The sequence below is a fragment of the Acidobacterium sp. FHG110202_01 genome (assembly GCF_059115305.1).
The window spans coordinates 300,154-317,805 of sequence record NZ_JBZYWJ010000004.1 but is presented as its reverse complement, the minus strand read 5'-3'; the positions used below and the strand labels follow the sequence as shown (position 1 = coordinate 317,805).

The window sequence follows — 17,652 nt, the reverse complement described above, 5'->3', positions numbered from 1 at the left end:
AAACACATGAAACAATTTTTCACACTCTTCGTCCTGTTTTTCACGGTCGCAGCCTTAGCTCAATATCCACAACGCCGCCCTGGTCCTCAGTCGAATGATCCCTGGGCTTACGGCCCGCAAAACAATACCTGGAATCAGAGCTGGAACCAGCGGCCGTCTCCGCGTCGCGGGGCCTGCTTCTTTTCAACGGCCAATTTTCAGGGAAACCGCTTCTGCGTCCGTTCGGGCGACCGGCTTCCGGCGCTGCCCGGAGGTTTCGGCGACAACATTTCTTCCATCCAGGTCTACGGTGGCGCACGCGTAACGATTTTCAACGACCGCAACTTCGCCAATGGCAGGGCTAATGTTGGCCGCAGCGTTCCTGACCTGCGTATGCTGCGCTTCCGGGACGGTCATACCTGGAACAACCGTGTCTCTTCGATCGTAGTGAACTGATCTGCTTTGATTCTCATACTCGGGGCCCCACATTCTCGAAAGAGATGTGGGGCGCTCGACGAAAAAATGCGAGATACTCTTTTTCAGAATTGATTTAACGCAGTTTTCTTACAGGTGTAGAGTTGTCCCTCAGGGGCTGAAGCCCATTTTTTATACCGCTATCGGCACGGCTGAAGCCGTGCCCTTTCAAAACACATAAACATTCACTGTATCCGAATGAAAACTGATCTAGCGGCCTGAGGGCGATGCGCCTGTTGTTGGCGCAGGCGTTGCTGGCGGCGTGCTTTCGCGAATGAGCAGCGCTGTGCGGGGGAAGGTGAAGCTGCCGCCTGCGTCGTCAATGACGTTAACCTGGCATGTATAGACGCCGGGCTTGAGATCGGCCAGCGGCACATCAAACTGAAATGCGATGGCGTTGCGTGAGGGCTCATTGATCTGCGTGGCTTGTACCAGAGGCGTTTCGAAGACCTTGAGGCCATTGCTCAGGAATTCGATGCTGGTGAAAACGCGGACTGGTACGCTGGCCGTTGCTTCAGCTGCTTTCCCACCCTTTTGCTTTTGAGCTGAATGCGAAACTGCAGGTCCCTCCGCTCCGGCGCTTTGCGCCTCCGGTCGGGATGACAAAGATTGAGTGGCTGCATCGGATGAACCTGCTGCTGTCGTTGCATGTGCCGGGCTGTAGATCTCATAGAGGAAATACAAGTGCTGATCCTGGCGGAAGACGTGCGGCAGGTTGGGAACGATCTCCTGGCCATCATGAATGAGCGGGCTGGCGGCGTTTTTTCCGGCAGGGATGCGCTGGCTGGCGAGTACAACAGAGCTGAGCTTGACCGGAGCTTTGCGCAGGTCAGGGATAGTGATGTCGGTTTCGAACGAGCCCATACGTCCGGTTTCGTTCTCGCGCACGACAAACTTCAAATGATACTTTCCGACTGGCAGCGTGAAACTGGTGGAGTACTGGATGTTCTTCTGCCGCACCTGCTGCGACTGATCGATGGCGAGCTTTACCGTGTCGCGCGCATCGCCGATGCGGCGTCCGGCTGCGTCGGTCACCTGGCCGATGACGTCGAGCGTGGCCTTGTCGCGGTCGCCGCCTTTTACGAAAGGAATCTGCGAGCCGGGCACGAGGATAGAGACCGGGATGTAGAAGCGATTGTCGTCGAGGCGGAAGTAAAGCGCCTGCAGATAGACGGCGACATCGGTTGCGGGCAGATCGCTGGTGAGCTGTTCTTCCAGCTCGCGTTCGCGATCTTCTTTATTGGAATGCTTGAAGTCGGCGGGTGCGTAATAGCCGGGACGGTATTCGAGCTTCAGGTCTGAGCGATTGATCTTGATGGACAGGCGCCGATAAGCTCCGTCGCGGCGCGTGTCGGTAGAGCGGAAGCCGATGACGTAGTAAGCGGACGTGTCCTGCTGCATGCGATCGAAGGCGGGCGCGAAGTCGTTCGAATCGAAGAAGGCTTTGCCTCCGGTGTCGGAGGAAAGATTGGCCATGACTTCCTGCGAATTGAAGTTGGAATCCAGGTTGTTCTGGAGCGCGGCGCCGTTGTAGCCGCTGGTTCCGCGCAGGCTGCCTGTGGTTGCATCGCCAAGCGGAGAGATGGCCTGCAGGCCGCGCGCATCAACCGAATAGATGGACATGTTGGAGCGCACGGCGGCGTTGATGGCGGAGCGCAGCGAGGCCTGGTTTTCGATGCCGTCGCGCGAGATGCCTCCGGAGAAGTAGAGCAGAGCTTTTTTCTGATTGATGTAGTTGAGCGACTTGGCAATCGATGCGATGGCGTAGAGCTCGCGGTCCGTGTTGATGTCGTTGTATTCGCTCTCGTCGGCAGTGTAGGCGGAGGTGTCTTCGGTCTGGTTGGTGGTGCTGGTGGCTCCGGGCGCGTAGCCCTGTGTCTGGTCGCCGGAGTAGCTGTTGACGGCGTTCAAGAGCAGCTGCTTGTTCTGCGTGAAGTCCTGGTCGAGCGATAAAGATGAGTCAAGCGATGCGACGGAGACAACGTCAGCAGGCTGCATCTGCTTGTTGATGTAGTTGCGGGCCGCGTCCTGCGCGCGTTCTACATCTTCGGGCTGCATGGAGGTGAGGTCGAAGAAGAGCACGACGAGGCGGTGGTCGCGCAGTGCGTCTCCGGTGACGACGCCGGTTTTGCCGAGAAGGATGTTTCCTGCCTTGCCGCTGACGGTGGCTTCGTTGAGCGCGGCGGCCTGGTCCACGCTTTCAAAATCGAAGCTGGTGATCTGCTGCGGCTTGCCGTTTTCGGTGATGGTGAAGTCGTTTTTGTTGAGGCCCTTTACGATTTGTCCGGTTTTTTTGTCGCGCACGACGACGTTGGTGAGGACGAGGTCGCTTGTGACCTTCAGGGTGAAGGACTGGTTTTGCTGGTCCTGCTGACTTTGTTGGTTCTGGGCGTGGAGCGGGGTGATAGCAGTGAGAAGTGCCAGGATGAGAGTTGTGAACACACCCACCTTAGCTTCGCGAAGGTGGGGCACCCTCACCCTGTTCTTCGATTGTGCGCTCTGCGCTTTGCTCAGGATGACAGCGTTTTTGATCATGGCAGTGTCCTCCTTAGAAGCGGTAGCGGCCCATGAAGGTGAAGGAGCGCATGGATGCGGCCGATGTGACCTGGCCGTAGGTGGCGGAGCCCAGCGTTGTGTCTATGCCTGAATACTGCACAGTGTTGAAGACATTGCTGGCGGTGGCGCGCAGCTCAAGGTTGCGGAAGTCGCCGAAGCGGACACTCTTGGAGAACGATGCGTTGAAGGAGACGGTTCCGGGGCCGGCGATCGACAGGCGCGAGGCTGTGCCATAGGTCCCTGCCGGGGCAGTGAATGCTGCCTGGTTAAACCAGTTGCGGATGGAGCCTCCGCCTGCGGTGAGAGATGCGCCGGGCACGCGGTCAGGGCGCAGAGAGCCGGTGCTGCCGCGGGCCACGTCTTCAATCGAGGCCTGGTAGTGCGGCGTGAGCGGCTCTCCGGTGGCAAAGTTGAAGGTGCCGGAGAGCGACATGTTGGCCAGCGCGTGCGAGAGCCAGTTGCCGTTCGTCAGCATGTGCGTGTCCGGGCCGAAGGGCAATTCGTAGACGAAGTCGCCTTTGAGGTTGTGGCGGACATCGAAGCTGGAATTTGATTCTTCGGCGAGCAGGTTCTGCCAGTTCTGTGCTACTCCCGCGCTTGAGCCGCCATTACCGCCGATGGAGCTGGCGTTGTCGATGGAGTGCGAATAGGTGTAGGTTGCGCCAAGAGCGATACCGCGCTGCATGCGTTTGCGCAGGCGCACGGCGAGCGCGTTGTAGTTGGAGAAGGCGATGGAGTCTTCCCAGTCATAGTAGTAGCCGCTGAGGCTTTCCGTCGCGCTGCGTCCGGGTGCGCTCAGGATATCCAGCCGCGTGCCTTTCGATCCGTTATAGCCAACGTTGAGGACGATGCCGAGCGGAAGCGTGCGCTGGACATCGAGGTTCCACACCTGAACATAAGGCAGGCGGTAATTCTTGTTCACAGCATAGTTGCCGACGGTTTGCGGAGCAGGGAAGCCATCGGCAAAACCATTCGCAGGTGGATTGGCTGCAGTAAAGTTATTCGTCTGCACATCGGCAAACGGAGGCTGGAAGGCAAAGTTCTGCACGAATTTTACGTACTGTCCATTGGCGAAGTTAATGCCGTAACCGAAGCGCACAACTGTATCTTTGACGGCTCGCCAGGCAAAGCCGATGCGTGGAGAGAAGTCCAGGTGCTGCGGCTCGACGAGCGTGCGCGGATATTTGCCGGAGAATGGCCCAACCTGATTGGGCAGCACGGGGACTACAGTCGCGAAATTGTCACCGGCATCGATGTTCACCAGGCGGTCGTTCTTTTCCGAGTAAGGCGAGAAGTATTCGTAGCGCAGTCCGGCGAGTATGGTGAGGTTAGGCCGGGCCTGCCAGCTGTCCTGAACAAAGAAGTCGAAGACATTTTCGCGCAGATAGGCTTTCTGGTACGGCGCCTGGAGGGTGGTTTGCTGCGGCAGACCAAGCAGCAGGTCAGCAAGTGATGATCCTGATGTCGCCAGCGCGCCGCTTGTACTGGTGCTGGTGCCCGGGGCCTGCGTAAAGAGGCCAGTGAAGGTGAAGGTCCCGGTGGAGTTGCCCGTCGAGCCGATCATGTCGAGATGCACGCGGCGGTAATCGAAGCCGAAGCGGATGTTGTTTTTCTTGTGGATCCAGGAGCTCGATTCTGATGCAGTGATGGTCTGATTGATGCGGAAGTTCGGCTGCTGCTCATTCAGTCCGGTGAACTGGTTCAATGTAAGGCCGGGCAGACCGTAGTTGAGTGCGCTGATGGGCGTGCCATTGAAAATGTTGATGCCGAGCTGCGAGGCTACGTCAGTTGTGTTGGTGAAGTAGTTGCGCAGTTCGGTGTTGCTGCGGTTCCACCCAGCGGTGAGATTGTTGGTGAGCCGGCCCTTGCCGAGCGAGTAGCCCGCCTGCACCGAATACTGGTGCACCTGCTGCTTGCCGCCGAGGTCAGGGAAGATGTTGAGCTCGTCGGCGGCGTTATGACTGTAGTTGAAGTTGCCGTTGATGCTCTGCCGCCAGGTATTGCCGTTGTTCTGTCCCATGAACTGGCGAATCATGCCCATGACGGGCGAGCCCGCATTTGACCCGAAGCTGCGCATGTAGCGCAGGCCGACGTTGGTGGTGTTGCTCTGGCTGGTCGAGATGCGCTGGTAATTCTGCGTGCGTCCGGAAAGGTTCGGAAGCGGAATGTAGTTCAGCAGTCCGGCCGCCTGCGATGCGATGCGCTGGCTGGGAATGACGTTGTTAGGGAAAGGCTGGCCTGTCTGCGGATCGTAGATAGTGATGGGTGAGCCTTCCTGATTGGTCAACGTGGAGAGATTGCCGGCGCGCTCTTCAGCCGTGGGCACGGTGCCGTACTGGTTGAATGGCGACGAGCTGCGCTGCCCGGCCAGCGTGAAGAAAAGGAAGTCCTTCGTGTCATGCTCGAGAATCTTGGGAATATAGGGCGCTCCGACAAACGTCAGGCCGAAATGGTTCGAGAGATAGCTGGGCTGGTTGAGCGGAGCTCCGCGAACGGAAAATGGTTCGGCATTGAGCGCGGAGTTGCCGCCATTCCAGAAGAAGGCGCCGTGAGGCTGATTAAGTTTGAGGTTGCGGAAGTTGCCGCCGCGTCCGCCACGGCCGCCGCGTGGGCCACTGAAAAAGACACCGCCACCGCCGCCTCCTGGTCCACCACCCGGCCCGCCTCCGCCGGGGCCGCCGGCAATCATGATGCCGCCCGGCCCGCCACTGGTGTCTCCCTGGCTTTGCCCGCCGGGCGTCTGCGAGAGCGATTGCTGGAACTGCTGGTCCTCCATGTTCTCGCGCATCTGGCCCATGTTCATTCCGGCGAATGGATTCGTGGAACCGCTCTGGCCGCTGACGGCGACGGAATCATTGTTGGAGAAGTCAGAGTTGCTGGCCATGGAAGGGAGCGACGTGTCCGATGCGCCGTTTGATCCATTGCCGCCACCTGCCTCGATGAGCCCGGCGGCTGCGCCGAGAAGGTTGAGGTTCTGTGAGCCCCGGCCGGCATACTGACGCAGGGTCTGCATGGCCTGGGCGGCCTGGTCATTGCCTTCCTGCTGCTGCGCGCGCGAGGCAAGCGTGAGAGCGAAATCCGCCTGCTGATCGTGCGAAGTGGCATTGAGCAGAGCTTCCTTGGTGATTGCGGCGAAGGCGGCGAAATCGGTACGGATGACGTAGCGGCCATTCTGCGGAATGGAGAGTTTGTACGCTCCGGTTGCGTCGGTGACCGTGCTGTACTTCTTGCCGGTGAGCGTGTTGGTGGCGGTGACGCTGACTCCGGGCAATGGAACAGGGCCGGATTTTACGGAGCCATGGATGGTGCCTCCAGCCTGGGCGTCGGCTGTGGGTGTTGCGGGGGACGCGGGCGTGGCAGGTGTCTGCGTCTGGGCAAGGCAGGCTGCGGAGGCGGCGATCAGGAAGCTGATTGTCAGCAAGCGGCGCACTGTCTGGTCCTCTGGTCTACTGGGGTTGCTGCGGCGGAGGTCCGCCTTCAATGACGACGGGTCCACCTGGTCCGCGACGATTCGGATCCATGACATTCAATACGGAAGCAACGAAGTTTCCGTTCTGCAGAGCGCCGCGCGCGGAGACCATGTCGCCTACCTTGATGTCGGCGAGGGTGATGCTTTCGCGGTGCTTCTGGAAGGATGTGTTTTCGTCGACGGTGATGGTCTGCGTCTTCTTATCAGGACGCTCGACGGTGAGCTTGAGCTCGTTCATGGCCGTGATTTTTCCCGCAACCCATGTTTTTCCGAAATCAGCCTCGGCCTGCTTCATGCGCTGCACGGATTCGGCGTCAAGAACGGCAAAGAAGACTGCGCCGAGTGTGTGTGCTTTCTCGTCGACTTCGCCTCCAGACACCACGACATCGCCGGTGTGGACGTCAGTAGCCTTGATGGGCTGTCGCGCCTTCACGAAATGCGTATTGGGGCCGGTTTCGATCTTGTAGGTTTCGCCCTGCTCGGTTTTTACCGTGAACTCATTGCCGGAGACGGCGGTGACTGTGCCATGCACCCCACCGCCACCTGCCATCATCCCGCCCATCATTCCACCGCGTCCGCCGCGCGGCGGGCCGTCCTGATCCTGGGCATGACAAGTGGCAAGAGAAAGGAAACTGAAAAGAAGGAGCAGCGGGGCTGTGAATCGAGCTTTCATTCGTTTAGCTGCCAGTTAGACGACAACTTATAGAGAGGAGTCTCATCGGGACAATTTTAAGCCGCTCTCTTTGTTCTGCGATACACTTCCGGGAAGACTTTACATTTATTGACAAATAGTTACGAAAAATGAAACCGGAACGGCAGCTCAGGAATCTTGAGTGAATTGAGCAAGGCAGGCAACACGAGGCAGGAAAGGCCCTCTAAGTTTTAGAGGAAGGAGTGATCCCCTCCAGATGAGCGTAAGTCCAGCAGCAGCTTCCGTTTCCCTGACACAACAGTTTTGTAGCGTGCGGCTCGAGAGCGAACAGCTCTGCGCGCCGCTTACCCCGGAAGACATGATGGTGCAGTCGTGCCCTGAGGCCAGTCCGGCAAAGTGGCATCTGGCGCACACCACATGGTTCTTCGAAACATTTATCCTGCGTGAATTTGCTCCTGGATATCGGCCCTTCCACCCGGATTTTCTCTGGCTCTTCAACAGCTACTACAACACGGTATCCGACCAGCCGGAAAAGAAACTGCGCGCTTCGTTCTCGCGGCCATCGCTCGATGAGATTCTTGACTACCGCGAGCATGTGAATACTGCGATGGAGAAACTGCTTGAGGAAAACGCTTCCGAGGAGATCGAACGGCGCACGGTGCTCGGCATCCACCACGAGCAGCAGCACCAGGAGCTTCTGCTGACGGATATCAAGCATGCCTTCTGGTCGAACCCTCTGCATCCTGTGTATTCCCAGGCCCAGGTTAGCTCAGGGCAGGCTCTGGGGCACCCGGCATCTCCCATGCAGTGGAAGGAGTATTCCGGAGGAGTGATCGAGATCGGCTACTGTGGCGATGGCTTCTGCTATGACAATGAGCTGCCGCGGCACCGCGTCTTCCTCGAACCTTTTGCGCTGGGCTCACGGCTGGTGACCTGCGCGGAGTATCTGGCATTCATGGAAGACGGCGGATACAAGCGGCAGGATTTATGGCTTTCTGAAGGCTGGCAGACAGCGCAATCGCTGGGCTGGCGCGCTCCTCTTTATTGGCACAGGGAAAAAGATACAGATCCATGGAGCATATTTACGCTGAGCGGCAAGGAAGCCTTCAGCGAGATGGAAGATACGCCGGTATGCCACATCAGTTATTTTGAGGCGGATGCCTATGCACATTGGGCAGGAAAACGGCTGCCTGTGGAAGCCGAATGGGAGATTGCCGCATCCCAGTTAAATGTGACGGGAAACCTGCTGGAAAATGGTGCGCTCCATCCTTTGAGAAGTAGCGCTTCCAATGGAGCATGCCAGATGTTTGGAGATGTATGGGAGTGGACAGCGAGCGCATATCTTGGGTATCCCGGCTTCCGCGCTCTGCCCGGAGCGCTGGGTGAGTACAACGGCAAATTCATGTCAAACCAGATGGTGTTGCGCGGCGGATCGTGCGTGACGCCGCAGTCGCATATCCGCGCCAGCTACCGGAACTTTTTTTCTCTGGCAACGCGCTGGCAATTTTCAGGGATTCGTCTCGCTGACTACTGAGGTTTTCGATGCCCGCTCTTTCCGCTTTTCCCCATTTGCCCGCTGCCGCGTATGGTCCTGTCGGCGCGGAAGTCTATGTAGGCCTCACCGCCAATCCCAAGAAGCTGAGCCCGTGGCTGTTTTATGACCAGCGCGGTTCACAGCTTTTTGAGCAGATCACGGAGCTGCCTGAGTATTATCTGACGCGAACGGAGCGGGCGATTCTGGAAGCTCACGCTGATTCGATTGTTGCCGCGGCGGCTGGCTGCGAGCGCCTGTCAATGATCGAGCTGGGCGCGGGCACGGCGACCAAGACCGGCCTTCTGCTCGAAGCAGCCGTGCGGCGGCAGCGCGATGTGACCTATCACGCGATTGACGTGAGCGAGAGCCCGCTGACCCACGCCAAGGAGCGCCTGGAAGCCGAGATCAAGGGTGTCTCTGTCGTCCCGCGCGTTGCCGACTATACCGAAGGGCTGGGACAGATTGAGGCCAACGGCGAGCGGCGAATGGTGCTCTATATCGGATCGAGCATCGGGAATTTTGAAGCAGCGGATGCCCAGCAGATATTGCGTGATATCCGCGACGAGCTTTCGCCGGGGGACAGACTGCTGCTCGGCGTCGATATGGTGAAGGACACCAAGCTGCTGCTGGCGGCCTATGATGATGCCGAGGGCGTTACGGCGGAGTTCAACAAGAACATCCTTACCCGCATCAACCGCGAGCTGGGCGCAAACTTTAACCTGCGGCTCTTCAAACACGTGGCGCGATGGAATGCAAAATGCTCGCGGATCGAAATCTATCTGGAGAGCCTGGCGGCGCAGCGTGTGCTCATTCCGGCGCTCGATCTTGAGGTCAGCTTCGAGCGCGGCGAAACGATTCACACCGAGAACAGTTACAAATTCCAGGACCAGGGCGTGATTGAGATGCTGGAGCGTGCCGGGTTCCATCTCTCCGACCACTGGACCGATGAGTGCGAGTGGTTCGGCGTGTACCTGGCTACTGCTTGGTGAGCGATTTTTACGAAGGCAATCCTTGAAGCACAGATGGGTGTGATTCCTGGACAGCCGCAAAACGGGCCCGGGGAAATGCATCCGGATAGTTCTTCTGAATAAAGGCAACCATCTTTTCGCGCACAAGGCAACGCAGATCGAAAGACTCACCGGAATTGCGCGCGCTCATCAGGCAGCGAATCTCCATGGTGTGTTCACTGAGGTTGGTGACCTGAAGCGAATTCACCCTTCTATCCCAAAGCGGCGAACTTTCCAGGATGTGTGTGAACTCCTTTCGAAGTTCATCTACAGGTATGGAGTAATCAACATAGAGAAACGATGTGCCCAGCAGGTCCGATGTGTTGCGAGTCCAGTTCTGAAACGGGTTCTCGATGAAATATGTTAAGGGCACGACCAGGCGTCGCTGGTCCCAGATCGCGACGACTACATAAGATGTGGTGATTTCTTCAATTCTTCCCCACTCGCCTTGCACAATCACAACATCGTCGATTCGTATCGGTTCAGTAAGCGCAATCTGAAGGCCTGCGAGAAGGTTGGCCGCGGTGGATTTCGCGGCAGTGGCGAGTACAAGGCTTGCCAGGCCTGCGGATGCAAGAAGACCAGCGCCATAGTGCCACAGCTTTGAATCCTGGAACAGTGAAAGAATCAAGCCCGCGTCGACCAATAACAACAGGCCAATGGCGATACGGCGCATGAACTGCATCTGCGTGCGGACACGGCGCGCGCGCAGGTTGTCCTTTGAAGCAATGTTATAGCGGCGGAGCAGAAGGTCTTCGGAGAGATAAACGGAGGCAACCATCAGCCAGCCGAGAGCGGCGAACCAGACAATTCCAAGAATTTTGTGCGTAAGACCAGCGTAGGCTTGAGGAATTGGAAGCCAGGGGAGAACGGCGTGTACTGCTGTCAGTATGACGATCCATCGTGCCGGCCGGCGAAGCCTCTGTGAGACCAGGGTCAACAGAGGCCATTTTTGCTGATCCTTGGACTTTAAGCGACCTAGCAGTCGAAAGATTATGTCATGAGCAAAGAGACTGATGAGGATGACAACACAAACGGCACCTATGCCGATAAGCCACTCGCGGCGATACACAATCATGATGCTGTAAAGGAAGGACATAACTTTCCCATAACCGACAGTTCTGGTCAGGCATGCGATTCATGCTTAGTACGTTGTTCATTCAGTGCTGCTGTATAGGATGCGACAGCCGGAATTTCCGGTTCTTGCGTCAGCGGGTACGGGCATAGTCGCCGCTCTTGCCGCCGGACTTTTTCTCCAGTCGAACTTCGCGAATAACGATGCCCTTGTCGAGCGCCTTGCACATATCGTAGACCGTGAGTGCGGCTACGGATGCTGCGGTGAGCGCCTCCATCTCCACTCCTGTCTGGCCGGTTGTTGCGGCGATGCTGCGAATGGCTACGCCTTCCTTCGTGACCTCAGCCTGAACGTCAATAAAGCTCAGCGACAGTGGATGGCACATCGGGATGAGTTCCGATGTGCGCTTTGCTGCCTGGATTCCAGCGAAGCGCGCAACTTCCAGCGGATTGCCTTTGGGGTTTTGCGGCAGAGCAGCAAGGACTTCAGGCGAGAGCGCGACAAAGGCTGAGGCTTCTGCTTCACGGCGTGTCGCCTGCTTGCCGCTTATGTCCACCATTCTGGCGTCGCCAGCTTCATCGAAATGCGAGAGCTTGCTCATGGGGAAAGCCTAACAAATCTTTCTCGCCATAGAGAACACGGAGGACACAGAGTCACATCAGTAGCACGGAAATGAGCGAGCCTCCGGAGAGGTCTTCAGAATCGGGCGGGAGAACGGCGAAGCCGTTGGCGCTGGCAGTGCTGGCGAGATCGCCCGATCCCTGCCAGGGGATGATGGTGGCGGTTGCTCCGTCAAAGTTATAGTCAATGCGTGCAGGCAGGAAACGCGTGAGGCCTGATTTGGCGCGTACTGCATGAGTCAAACGCGCGAGCGCGAAACGTGGACTGCCGGAGGCTTCTCCGCTCAGGGCGGCGATGAGCGGCTGTGCGAAGAGCGCGAAGGTGACCATAGTGGAGACGGGATTGCCGGGGAGTCCGAAGAAGTATTGTTGCGGCAGCTTTCCAAAGACGATGGGGCGGCCGGGTTGAATCCTGGCTCCGGTGAAGAAGAATTCAGCTCCCAGCGCATGCAGCGCCTGTTCGACGAAATCGTACTTGCCCATCGAGACTCCGCCGGAGAGCAGGAGCAGATCGCAGCTTTCTGCGCTACGAATGGCGGCTTCGATTTCCGATTCATTGTCGGGAGCAACGGGAAGGATGACAGGCTGCGCTCCGGCAAGCGAGACCTGTGCTGCTAATGAGTAACTGTTTGAGTTACGAATCTGATGGATGAGCGGCTTGTTTTCAAGAGCTACCAGTTCGTCTCCGGTTGCGAGAATAGCAACGCGTGGGCGGCGATATGCCTGGATGTTCTCATATCCGCATGCTGCAGCAACGGCGATCTGTGATGCGGTGATGCGTGTTCCGGCGAAGACGATGGTGCTGCCCCGTTTTGCCTCTGCTCCTGCAGGGACAATATTTTCACCTGCGGAGATGGAGCGGTCTTCCGCCAATTGCAGGCTCGTGCCTTCAACCTTCACGTGCTCGAGCATGACGACGCAATCGGCTCCTGCGGGGACGGGCGCTCCCGTCATGATTTCGATGGATTGTCCTGACTGGAGCGGTGCGCCCTGCCATGTTTCGCCTGCGCGGACCTGGCCGATGATCTTGAGCGGCGTGGGTACTTTCAGGTCAGCGGCGATGCAGGCAAATCCATCACGTGTGGAGCGGGGAAAGGGCGGCTGGTCGCGGTCGGCTACAATGGGTTCGGCTAAGACACGGTTGATTGAAGTGAGCAGCGGGACTTGTTCCGTCGATGGCTTGTGTGCGCGGATGTTTTCAGCATGTTGCTGGATGATCTTTGCCGCTTCGGTATAGGTGAGGACAATGTCGGGCACCTGCTGATTTTAGTGCATTGGTTTCCCACCTTAGCGCCCAAAAGCGGGGCGCGAAGATGGGGCACCCTGGGTTCGGCGTCAACCGATGCGAGAAGCAGGTCCTTCGACGGAGCCTGCCCTGAGCGAAGCCGAAGGGCTCAGGATGACAATCGTAAAAATAAAAGAGCGCCGTTTTCGCGACGCTCTTTTCCTGATTGAAGTACAGCGCTACTTCTTCGGAGCCTTGTAGCTGCTCTTGATGGTCTCGCCCATGCCCTGCAGGACGCCCTTGACTTCATTGGAGAATGGGCCGTTGGGGTCGAGCTCGAGGTACTTCTGATAGGCATCAACCGTTCCCGGAGGCGCTACGATCTTGCCGGTCTTCTGGTCAACGGTCGCCTTGCTGACCAGCGCCTGTCCCTTGAGGTAGTAGGGAATGGGCTTGGTGGGATCAGCAGCGATGGCCTTGTCGGCAGCGGCAACAACACCATCGGTCTGGCCTGCGCGGCTCATCACGATAGCTTCATTGCCGTAGTACATGGCAGCCTGTGAGGGATTGATTTTGGCTGCGGCTTCATATGCGGCCTGTGCGTCAGGAACCTTGCTCTGGTTGGCCAGCACTTCACCCAGAGAGTTGTTGGCTGCAGCCTGGATTTCAGGATTCGGCTTCTTGCTCTGACTGTCGAGTTCGATGGCCTTCTTCAGAGATGTCTCGGCGTCGGGATATTTCTTCTCGCCAGCCTGGGCGACACCCAGTTCCAGCCAGAGCACGGCGGCATCCGGCTTGGCCTGCGTGTCCTTCGTCATGATGGAGTCAGCTTCGGCATAGTTCTTGTTCTTGTTGTCGTCGCGGGCTTTTTGCAAGTCGGCGTTCAGGTTCTTGATGACGGAGTTCTCCTTCATCGCCTCCGCGTTCTTGCCCTTCAGGTCTTCGAGCTGCTTGCGCTGCTCAGGAGTGAGCTTCGAGAGATACTCCTGGCGCGTCATGTCGAAGTCCTGCGCAGTGTCATTGCCGGCGGTGACCTTTATCTGCTGGAACTGATCGAGGACTTTATCGGCCGGTGTGTCGGGGCGGCGCAGCGAGAGCGTGTAGTCGCCGGGAGCGACGCCGTCTCCCTTGTAGTCGCCGTTTGCGTCGGCCTTGAAGGTGTACTTGGCGGTCTTGCCGCCGTCGGTCGAAAGGGTCACGATGCCATCGGTAACAGCGACGCCTGCGGGGTCCTGAATGTGGCCATGGATCTTTCCTGTCTGATCCTGAGCGAATGCCGGCATAAGAGCTGCCAGTGCAAGCGCCAGCCAGAGCTTCATCTTCCTCATGTTCTTCTCCTTAACGCGCCGAGCGAGCGCGCTTTTTGTTTTAGAAATCTTTTCTCGCCCGATCCGGAATTTATTCCTGATCGAACCAGCTTCCCGTCTCCAGGTCTAAACACGCACAGCATATGGGATGCGGTCTACGGCTCCCGCTTCTTCAAAAGCCCGGAGACGCAGCACGCAACTCTCGCATACACCGCAGGCAGTTTCCTCGCCTGAATAGCATGACCACGTTAAATCCAACGGCGCGTCTAATTCAAGGCCGAGCGTCACAATCTGCTTCTTGCGAAGATGGATGAGCGGAGTGGAGATTTCGATGTCTCCCTCCTTGGTGCCGGTGCGGATAAGTTGCTGAAATGCTTCATAATACGCCGGACGGCAGTCGGGGTAGCCGGAGCTGTCCTGCTCGACGGCGCCGATGAAGATTTTTTCAGCGCCCAGTACCTCGGCCCAGCTTACGGCCGCTGACAGAAAATGCGCGTTGCGGAAGGGGACATAGGTGACGGGGATTTCTGCACCGATTTGGGCGCTCGGCGGGGCATCGGGGATGGCGATACTGGTGTCCGTGAGCGCGGAGCCTCCGATGCGGCGGAAGAGATCGATCTTGAGATGCAGGAAGTCCTTGAATCCCAGCTTGTTTGCGACAGCGTGTGCTGATTCGAGCTCCTTGGCCTCGGTTCGCTGGCCATAGCTGAAATGGACGGCATAAGCGTCGTAATCGCGCGCGGCAAGCGCGGCGCAGACGCAGGAGTCCATACCTCCGGAGAGGCTGACTACGGCTCGTGTGGGGGCTTTGGGGCGGGAGGAGGACATCTGTATTTATGGTAAATGGTGAGAAAAAATCGTGTAGATGGGGAGCATTGAAATTGTCCATTTATTTTGTGTCAACGTTAGTTTAGGCTGACACACAAAATGTCTATTTCATTTTCTGATATTCGGAGGGGAAACTCGTTTTCCCGCAAGTCCTTGGCGAAATTGTGGAATTACAAAAGCTTTCATGCGATTGCTCGCGGTGTCGTAACACCACAAAACGATAACAAGATTGTATTGTTTGTTACGGAAGAAAAGCAGCCTTCAGCTGAACAATATCAAGACCGTCTTTCATCTGACATCCTCGACTGGGAGGGGCCGAACGATCATTTTGGTCAAGACCGTATGGTCAGCGCTAGCAAAAATGGAGATGAGATACACCTCTTTTACAGGGAACGCCATCGCTCAGATTTTATGTATTGCGGACGTCTAGCGGTAATTAGTTATTCTTTGCATACTGATAGGCCGAGCCATTTCAAATTCAAGATTATTTGAAATAGTGAGATAGTCTCAAATGGCTTCATAGCGAACCAAATAAATGCTGTTTGGTTTCCGGCCGTCGAAATAAAAAGCCTCTACTGCTTCTTCGATATTTGCGCGTAGCTCCTCCCACGTGTTCGCTTGTGTGAAGATGCTTTCGCCGATCGCTTCAGCACAATATCCACCATCGGGTTCTCGAATTAATTTGAAAGTAAGTTCCACAGCGCCCACTTTAATTGCAGAGTGTTGGCTGGGCAAGAGAAAAGCAGATCCTTCGCTCCGCTCAGGATGACAGCGTTGTGGGGATGGTGGCTGAGTGCCACCATTGATCGAACGCGCTCAGTGAGCGTTCGCATTGCAGGCGGTGGCGTTCTTTTTTGTCGCGAATCTTTTTTCGTAACTCTTCTTCTAACGGGACCAGCAGGTCGAAAGTGATGTTTGCCGGTTGGAAGTGTTTTGGGTTGGCCTGGGTGATGTAGTTTACGAGCGAACCCAAGGCGGTTCCCCGGAGGATGGGTGTGCGTCCGAGTCCCTGGGCGGCGGAGGCGGCGTATAGTCCGGCGAGCAGGCCGGTGGCGATGGATTCGGTGTAGCCTTCGACCCCGGAGATTTGTCCGGCGAAGTAGATGCCGGGATGTTCCCGCAGGTTCAGTGTTTCGGTCAGCACGCGCGGAGCATTGATATAGGTGTTGCGGTGAATCTGGCCGTAGCGCAGGAACTTTGCGTTTTCAAGGCCGGGGATCAGGCGCAGGACGCGGGCCTGTTCGCCGTACTTGAGGTGGTTCTGGAAGCCGACGAGGTTCCAGGAATCGGCGCGCAGGTTTTCGCAGCGCAGCTGGACGACGGCGTAGGGAGTCTTTCCGGTGCGCGGGTCTCGGAGACCGACTGGCTTCATGCAGCCGAAGCGCAGGGTGTCATAACCGCGGCGGGCCAGTTCTTCGATGGGCAGGCAGCCTTCGAAGTAGCAGAGGTTCTCCCACTCCTTCTCCTGTACCGTCTCGGCGGAGATGAGAGCGTCGTAGAAGGTGTCGTATTCCTCCTTGGTGAAGGGGCAGTTGATGTAGTCGGCGGTGCCCTTGTCCCAGCGCGCGGCCATGTAGGCGCGGTCCATATTGATGGAGTCGGATTCGACGATGGGGCTGATGGAGTCGTAGAAGGCGAGATGATCGCTGCCGGTGAGGCGGGCTATCTCGCTCGACAGTGCCGATGAAGTCAGCGGCCCGCTGGCGATGATGGTGATGCCGTCGTCCGGGTCGAGCTTGGTCACTTCTTCACGGTGGACGGTGATGCGCGGCTCACGTTCGATGGCTGCGTTGATGCGGCGCGAGAATTCGACGCGGTCGACGGCGAGGGCATGTCCGGCGGGCACGGCGCTCGCATCGGCGCAGGTGAGGAGGGGGGAGCCGGCGCGGCGCATTTCCTGCTTGAGGAGCCAGGGCGCAGTGTTCTCGCTCTCCGATTTAAGTGAATTGGAGCAGACGAGCTCGCCGAAGTCGGCGGTCTGGTGCGCGGGCGTCGAGCGGACGGGGCGCATCTCGTAGAGATCGACCTCGACGCCGAGGCGGGCGGCGATGAGAGCGGCTTCGGGGCCGGCCAGTCCTCCGCCGATGACCTTGATGCGGCTCACGCTGTGACCTCGTCCTGCTTCGGATTTGGAGATGCCAGGACCTGGAGGGCGTCTCCTGTGACGCGCATGCGGGTCCATTCGCTGAGCGGGATGGCGCCGATGGACTCATAGAAGTCGATGGCGGGCTGGTTCCAGTTCAGGACGCTCCATTCGAGGCGGGCGCAGCCGCGCTGAACGGCGATCCCGGCGACCTTCTGGAGGAGGGCCTTCCCTGTGCCGCGGCGGCGGAATTCGGGGCGGACGAAAAGGTCTTCGAGGTAGAGGCTGGGGCCTTGCCAGGTGGAGTAGATGGGGAAGTAGAGGGCGAATCCGGCGGGCTGGCCGTCCTCTTCGGCGATCAGACACTCGTAATAAGGATTGGGGCCGAAGCCGTCGCGGCGGAGCTCTTCTTCCCCGATCTGGACCGAGTGGGGCTCGCGTTCGTACTCGGCCAGGGCCTTAACGAGGGAATGGATGAGAGAGACGTCAGCTTCTGTGGCGGGGCGAATCGTGGTCATGGCGGGTCTTCCTGTCTATCTTACCGCCGTATCCGCGGGACCCCTCCCCCCTCCCCCTATGTAGCAGTTGGTTTTGTTTATTTTCAATGACTTACGGGGGGATTACCCCCTGCTAAGTGATTGATTCTTCTATTGCTTGTGCACTATTCCAGTGTTTTCAAATATTTAGCGGGTAATCTGTTTTGGGTATTACTTTCTTGACAGCGCTCAGGATGCAGGGCACAGAGATAGAAAAAGCCCGCTTCTTAGCGGGCTTTTCTTCTGAATTTTCTCTCTTACTTTCAGGATAGCAAATTGGCCCGAAATATTGTGCCAAATTTCTCTT

Annotated in this window: 15 protein-coding genes; 4 read left to right on the top strand and 11 right to left on the bottom strand. The window is 57.6% G+C overall.

The window, feature by feature from the left end:
• Positions 1-6 precede the first annotated feature (6 nt).
• Positions 7-435, top strand: coding sequence for a peptidase inhibitor family I36 protein (locus AC5S16_RS10355; RefSeq protein WP_493929983.1), 429 nt, complete (start codon positions 7-9; stop codon positions 433-435).
• A gap of 228 nt (positions 436-663) precedes the next feature.
• Here the strand turns inward: AC5S16_RS10355 and AC5S16_RS10350 are convergent, their stop codons facing one another.
• Genes AC5S16_RS10350 through AC5S16_RS10340 form a run of 3 tightly spaced genes read right to left on the bottom strand, consistent with a single transcriptional unit; the run spans position 664 to position 7,151 of the window.
• Positions 664-2,988: a VWA domain-containing protein gene (locus tag AC5S16_RS10350; protein ID WP_493929982.1), complete on the bottom strand. Its 2,325-nt coding sequence runs from the start codon at positions 2,986-2,988 to the stop codon at positions 664-666.
• Positions 2,989-3,001: 13 nt separating this feature from the next.
• Positions 3,002-6,439: an outer membrane beta-barrel protein gene (locus AC5S16_RS10345; protein ID WP_493929981.1), complete on the bottom strand. Its 3,438-nt coding sequence runs from the start codon at positions 6,437-6,439 to the stop codon at positions 3,002-3,004.
• Positions 6,440-6,455: 16 nt separating this feature from the next.
• On the bottom strand, positions 6,456-7,151 hold the full coding sequence (locus AC5S16_RS10340) for a DUF5666 domain-containing protein (RefSeq protein ID WP_493929980.1): 696 nt from the start codon (positions 7,149-7,151) through the stop codon (positions 6,456-6,458).
• A 235-nt stretch (positions 7,152-7,386) separates the two neighbouring features.
• On the opposite strand from AC5S16_RS10340, the gene egtB reads away from it, so the two are divergent.
• Both egtB and egtD read left to right on the top strand, forming a co-directional pair.
• Positions 7,387-8,664, top strand: coding sequence for an ergothioneine biosynthesis protein EgtB (egtB, locus tag AC5S16_RS10335; RefSeq protein WP_493929979.1), 1,278 nt, complete (start codon positions 7,387-7,389; stop codon positions 8,662-8,664).
• Positions 8,665-8,672: 8 nt separating this feature from the next.
• Complete coding sequence (gene egtD, locus AC5S16_RS10330; protein ID WP_493929978.1) at positions 8,673-9,653, top strand: L-histidine N(alpha)-methyltransferase; 981 nt, start codon at positions 8,673-8,675, stop codon at positions 9,651-9,653.
• 7 nt (positions 9,654-9,660) lie between these two features.
• On the opposite strand, the gene AC5S16_RS10325 is transcribed toward egtD, so the two are convergent.
• From AC5S16_RS10325 to queC, 5 genes are all read right to left on the bottom strand, one after another.
• Complete coding sequence (locus AC5S16_RS10325) at positions 9,661-10,770, bottom strand: mechanosensitive ion channel family protein (RefSeq protein ID WP_493929977.1); 1,110 nt, start codon at positions 10,768-10,770, stop codon at positions 9,661-9,663.
• A 109-nt stretch (positions 10,771-10,879) separates the two neighbouring features.
• On the bottom strand, positions 10,880-11,347 hold the full coding sequence (gene moaC / locus AC5S16_RS10320; protein WP_493929976.1) for a cyclic pyranopterin monophosphate synthase MoaC: 468 nt from the start codon (positions 11,345-11,347) through the stop codon (positions 10,880-10,882).
• A gap of 52 nt (positions 11,348-11,399) precedes the next feature.
• Positions 11,400-12,623, bottom strand: coding sequence for a molybdopterin molybdotransferase MoeA (locus AC5S16_RS10315; protein ID WP_493929975.1), 1,224 nt, complete (start codon positions 12,621-12,623; stop codon positions 11,400-11,402).
• 207 nt (positions 12,624-12,830) lie between these two features.
• Positions 12,831-13,919, bottom strand: coding sequence for a carboxypeptidase regulatory-like domain-containing protein (locus AC5S16_RS10310; protein ID WP_493929974.1), 1,089 nt, complete (start codon positions 13,917-13,919; stop codon positions 12,831-12,833).
• Positions 13,920-14,024: 105 nt separating this feature from the next.
• Entirely contained in the window at positions 14,025-14,726 is a 702-nt protein-coding gene (queC, locus tag AC5S16_RS10305; protein WP_493929973.1) for a 7-cyano-7-deazaguanine synthase QueC, read from the bottom strand.
• Between the two features lie 99 nt (positions 14,727-14,825).
• On the opposite strand from queC, the gene AC5S16_RS10300 reads away from it, so the two are divergent.
• The gene (locus AC5S16_RS10300) at positions 14,826-15,218 is read left to right on the top strand and encodes a DUF3427 domain-containing protein (RefSeq protein ID WP_493929972.1); all 393 of its coding nucleotides are present in this window, start codon (positions 14,826-14,828) and stop codon (positions 15,216-15,218) included.
• Between the two features lie 15 nt (positions 15,219-15,233).
• Here the strand turns inward: AC5S16_RS10300 and AC5S16_RS10295 are convergent, their stop codons facing one another.
• From AC5S16_RS10295 to AC5S16_RS10285, 3 genes are read right to left on the bottom strand one after another with little or no spacing between them, the layout of a single operon-like run.
• Positions 15,234-15,461: a 2-phospho-L-lactate guanylyltransferase gene (locus AC5S16_RS10295; protein WP_493929971.1), complete on the bottom strand. Its 228-nt coding sequence runs from the start codon at positions 15,459-15,461 to the stop codon at positions 15,234-15,236.
• Positions 15,462-15,486: 25 nt separating this feature from the next.
• Positions 15,487-16,830, bottom strand: a complete 1,344-nt coding sequence (trmFO, locus tag AC5S16_RS10290; protein ID WP_493929970.1) for a methylenetetrahydrofolate--tRNA-(uracil(54)-C(5))-methyltransferase (FADH(2)-oxidizing) TrmFO — start codon at positions 16,828-16,830, stop codon at positions 15,487-15,489.
• Positions 16,827-17,327 carry a GNAT family N-acetyltransferase gene (locus AC5S16_RS10285; protein WP_493929969.1) on the bottom strand — a complete coding sequence of 167 codons (501 nt, stop codon included), beginning with the start codon at positions 17,325-17,327 and terminating at the stop codon, positions 16,827-16,829. The genes trmFO and AC5S16_RS10285 overlap by 4 nt, the downstream gene beginning before the upstream one ends.
• Between the last annotated feature and the right edge of the window lie 325 nt (positions 17,328-17,652).

Bases quoted from the DNA above. Each gene is read 5' to 3' on its own strand.
- moaC (WP_493929976.1), bottom strand. From the start codon at position 11,347: ATGAGCAAGCTCTCGCATTTCGATGAAGCTGGCGACGCCAGAATGGTG.
- AC5S16_RS10350 (WP_493929982.1), bottom strand. From the start codon at position 2,988: ATGATCAAAAACGCTGTCATCCTGAGCAAAGCGCAGAGCGCACAATCG.
- AC5S16_RS10310 (WP_493929974.1), bottom strand. From the start codon at position 13,919: ATGAGGAAGATGAAGCTCTGGCTGGCGCTTGCACTGGCAGCTCTTATG.
- AC5S16_RS10300 (WP_493929972.1), top strand. From the start codon at position 14,826: ATGTCTATTTCATTTTCTGATATTCGGAGGGGAAACTCGTTTTCCCGC.
- AC5S16_RS10340 (WP_493929980.1), bottom strand. From the start codon at position 7,151: ATGAAAGCTCGATTCACAGCCCCGCTGCTCCTTCTTTTCAGTTTCCTT.
- AC5S16_RS10285 (WP_493929969.1), bottom strand. From the start codon at position 17,327: ATGACCACGATTCGCCCCGCCACAGAAGCTGACGTCTCTCTCATCCAT.
- queC (WP_493929973.1), bottom strand. From the start codon at position 14,726: ATGTCCTCCTCCCGCCCCAAAGCCCCCACACGAGCCGTAGTCAGCCTC.
- egtB (WP_493929979.1), top strand. From the start codon at position 7,387: ATGAGCGTAAGTCCAGCAGCAGCTTCCGTTTCCCTGACACAACAGTTT.
- AC5S16_RS10355 (WP_493929983.1), top strand. From the start codon at position 7: ATGAAACAATTTTTCACACTCTTCGTCCTGTTTTTCACGGTCGCAGCC.
- AC5S16_RS10325 (WP_493929977.1), bottom strand. From the start codon at position 10,770: ATGTCCTTCCTTTACAGCATCATGATTGTGTATCGCCGCGAGTGGCTT.
- egtD (WP_493929978.1), top strand. From the start codon at position 8,673: ATGCCCGCTCTTTCCGCTTTTCCCCATTTGCCCGCTGCCGCGTATGGT.